At 56.3% G+C, this 2,978-nt stretch carries 6 protein-coding genes; 5 read left to right on the forward strand and 1 reads right to left on the reverse strand.

Going from position 1 to position 2,978, the window contains the following annotated elements:
- Window positions 1-153: 153 nt before the first annotated feature.
- Entirely contained in the window at window positions 154-726 is a 573-nt protein-coding gene (locus tag ACILQR_RS16545) for a hypothetical protein (RefSeq protein ID WP_395652454.1), read from the reverse strand.
- Window positions 727-1,271: 545 nt separating this feature from the next.
- Here ACILQR_RS16545 and ACILQR_RS16550 point away from each other — a divergent pair.
- The 5 genes from ACILQR_RS16550 to ACILQR_RS16570 all read left to right on the forward strand — a co-directional run bounded on the left by ACILQR_RS16550 (window position 1,272) and on the right by ACILQR_RS16570 (window position 2,975).
- Window positions 1,272-1,457 (forward strand): hypothetical protein, encoded by a 186-nt coding sequence (locus ACILQR_RS16550; protein WP_395652455.1) that lies wholly within the window; start codon window positions 1,272-1,274, stop codon window positions 1,455-1,457.
- Window positions 1,458-1,529: 72 nt separating this feature from the next.
- Window positions 1,530-1,742, forward strand: a complete 213-nt coding sequence (locus ACILQR_RS16555) for a hypothetical protein (protein WP_395652456.1) — start codon at window positions 1,530-1,532, stop codon at window positions 1,740-1,742.
- Window positions 1,742-1,915, forward strand: a complete 174-nt coding sequence (locus ACILQR_RS16560) for a hypothetical protein (protein WP_395652457.1) — start codon at window positions 1,742-1,744, stop codon at window positions 1,913-1,915. Before ACILQR_RS16555 ends, ACILQR_RS16560 begins: the two co-directional genes overlap by 1 nt.
- A 406-nt stretch (window positions 1,916-2,321) precedes the next feature.
- Window positions 2,322-2,570, forward strand: a complete 249-nt coding sequence (locus tag ACILQR_RS16565; RefSeq protein ID WP_395652458.1) for a hypothetical protein — start codon at window positions 2,322-2,324, stop codon at window positions 2,568-2,570.
- Window positions 2,571-2,648: 78 nt separating this feature from the next.
- Window positions 2,649-2,975: a hypothetical protein gene (locus ACILQR_RS16570; protein WP_395652459.1), complete on the forward strand. Its 327-nt coding sequence runs from the start codon at window positions 2,649-2,651 to the stop codon at window positions 2,973-2,975.
- The last annotated feature ends 3 nt before the right edge of the window (window positions 2,976-2,978 follow it).

Below are 2,978 nucleotides of genomic sequence, written 5' to 3' on the forward strand. Positions count from 1 at the left end.
CCCAGTCCGCCATGGCTTCGATACCGCCGACCTGTTCGAAGACCGTCAGGACTGCGGCGCCTGCATAGCGGCCAACCGACGCATACAACGCGGCATCAACGCTGGGGGGCATCGCCAGAGCCGTTGAGCGGCGTTTTGCTGGAGGGTTGGCCATCAGAACCACGCCATCATGGTTGCTAGGGCGATCAAGTCGTGCTGCACTTTGGCGCCTTTTTTGATGTTATCCTCGGCAGGGATAATACGCAGGTTCTCGGGAATGTGCAATCCGCTGATGGTTTCCCCGCGAAGTGGCGCAATGTGGTCAACGTGGTGGGGTATGCCGGTCTCTTGGGTGAGGCGACGGGCCTCAGCGTAAATGCGTTCTATTTGTTTGGCGCCTTCCGGGGTGAGCAAGCCGCAGCGTTGCGCGATTGCCAGTTCTCTGCGGACTTCGGCGGCGTGTCGCGCGCTGGGGTTACGTTCTCTCCAGCGCTTGCGCTCGGCTTTAACAGCTTCGGGATTGGCTTTGCGATAGCGGATTTTCATTTCTCGCTGCTTATCGGGGTTTGCCGCGGCCCAGGCTTTTTTGCGGGCGCTGCATATTTCTTTGGTGCGTTGAAAGCGATCGGCATCGGCAATTTTGATACACGGTTTGCACCGCGATTGGAGGCCGTCGTAAGCCCCGGATTTTTTTCCGAAGGATTCGGTTGCTTTGGCTGTTTTGCATGTGGTGCAGGTCTTGAGCATCAGGTTGGTTTACCGGGTTTCAGCGATTTGTCAAGGGGTCGGTTCTGGCGGGATTAGGTTAGGCATTGGTTTTGGAAAATTGGCAAAAATTGTATGAGCGGTTCTGACCCGGCCTGACGGCCCGCAGCGAGAACGGCCCCCGGAGGGGGTCGCCTTAACCGAATTGGGTCCCTTCAAAAAACCCTGGCCTATACCACTAAGCCCAACACCCTAGCTGATCGCGCCCTATTATATACGCCTTAAAATTATCGCTTGCGGCAATGTCTAGGTTAGGCTAGGTTACACGCCTCACTTATGGAGGCTTATATGACGACTCGGGTTATCGCACGGTATACCTACCGCAACGGACGTTGGGGCAACAATACGGCGGGCCTAACGCGCGTTGACGGCGGCTATACGGTCTGCAACGGTTACGCAGACCCATTCTTCTATCGCTGCCCGGTGGCTGCCAAGCGCGCGTATCGGGCGCTTGTCGCGGCGTATCCTTGCGGCAATGTCTAGGTTAGGCTAGGTTACACGCATCAACACAAGAGGAGTGATTCGGAATGGGTACTAATAAGCAAATCCGCGCTTTCTATAATTCGGTACGCGCCGTTGGCGAGCGCGACGAACTGTTTTTTGAGATGGTTCGGGCTGGCGACATGACAAAGCGCGATCTGCGGGCGCTGCTCGCTAGGTCGCCAGAGCGGTATGGCCGCTACGCTGGCTATGTCGAGCAGCTTCCGGAATAGCCTTGAAACACCTAACCCGGCCGCAACATTTCGACCGCGCGGCTGGGTCTCAATCATTGGAAAGGGTAGGATATGACTGACAGATATATCGCAATCGGCGGCGGGTATTTTTACGCGCCATTGCGCGCTGGCGTATCGCTTCGGGCGCCAAACGGGCGGGAAGTGTATTTTCAACCGGGTGACGACGAAGCGACGTTTTACGAAACGTTGGAAGCGCTTGGCGAGGTGCAGGATGACCGGCGCGATATGGCCGTCGATCTGGCTTTCGGGGAGTATTTTGCGTGATGGCTTTCAAAATTGGCGCCGCGGTGACACTCCGTCCGGAATGGCGCGACTATATCGTGGTTCAGGGCGCCAACAGCGTTGACCGAGTGCACATCAAGCCCGCGACCTGGCCTTGGCCGATTGCGCCGATTGAAACTGTCCCGGCTCGGTATCTGGTCGCCAAGGGTGAGTGACCTAATCCTACTGGCAACAGCCCTGGCCTTGCTGGCGCTCCGTTTCTGGCTCGATCGAAGTTAGTTGCCAAGGTTCAGAAACATGAATCCTGATTCAACTTTCACCCTCTATGGTATCCTGATACCTTAGAAAATAATCTTATTCATCCCAAGCGCGCCAGCCCTACGGGATACGGGCAAGGGGATGGTACGACATATAAATGAAAAACATCTAAAAACGCTGGGGGCGTTTTTAGAGTATTTCATTTAGATTGTCAAGTACCATCCTACCTTGCCAATCCCTCCGACAGACGCGCGCAAAATGGTTTGAATCGCACAAAAAAGCCTATTGACGGTTAGGTTAGGTTAGAGCAACTTACATAGGCCAGCGATTCGCATCCTGGCTTTGGCTTAGAGAGGGAAGAGAATGTATCTTCATTTCGGAACGGGCGATGAACCCCGGTTAACGGTGGCGGTTGAATCCAAGCTGGCGCCGCTGTGGTGGCAAGAGCGCGGGCTTTCCTACACGGCAAGCGGCTACGGAAACCGCATCCCGACGCGCCACATGGTTCGGTGGAACGGCAAGTGGCGGCGCGTCTATGTGTGCTGCTACGGTAATTCGGGCACGTGCTATATCGGCAAGCCTGGCGCTTGGCTTGCCACCGTGTCCGACTAGGCGCGTGATGCGGCGCGCTTCCCTTGTCTATGTGGCGAGGGAAGGCGCGGCATCATGCCGGGAAAGAGGAATCATTTTATGTGGGATGTAGCAAATATCGAGACCCGCGAAGGTTTCGAAATCGTGTTGGAGTTCGGCCCGGAGTATGACTCCCCAACGGGCCATTTCTGCACCGGCGACGATGAAGCGGACCGTGAGATTTGCAACCGCATCGCCGACGGAACTTTGATGTGGTTTGTGGCGCGTGTCGCCGCGCGCAAGGCTGGCGTGACGCTCGGCGAGGATTATTTGGGCGGCTGCTGCTATGAGGGCGCCGCGGACTTCATGGAGGGCGGCTACTATGAAGATATGGTCGCTATCGCCATTGAACACGCGCGCAACACCCTTGCGGAGTTGAACGCATGACGC

Source organism: Brevundimonas sp., from assembly GCF_044239655.1.
Lineage (GTDB): Bacteria > Pseudomonadota > Alphaproteobacteria > Caulobacterales > Caulobacteraceae > Brevundimonas.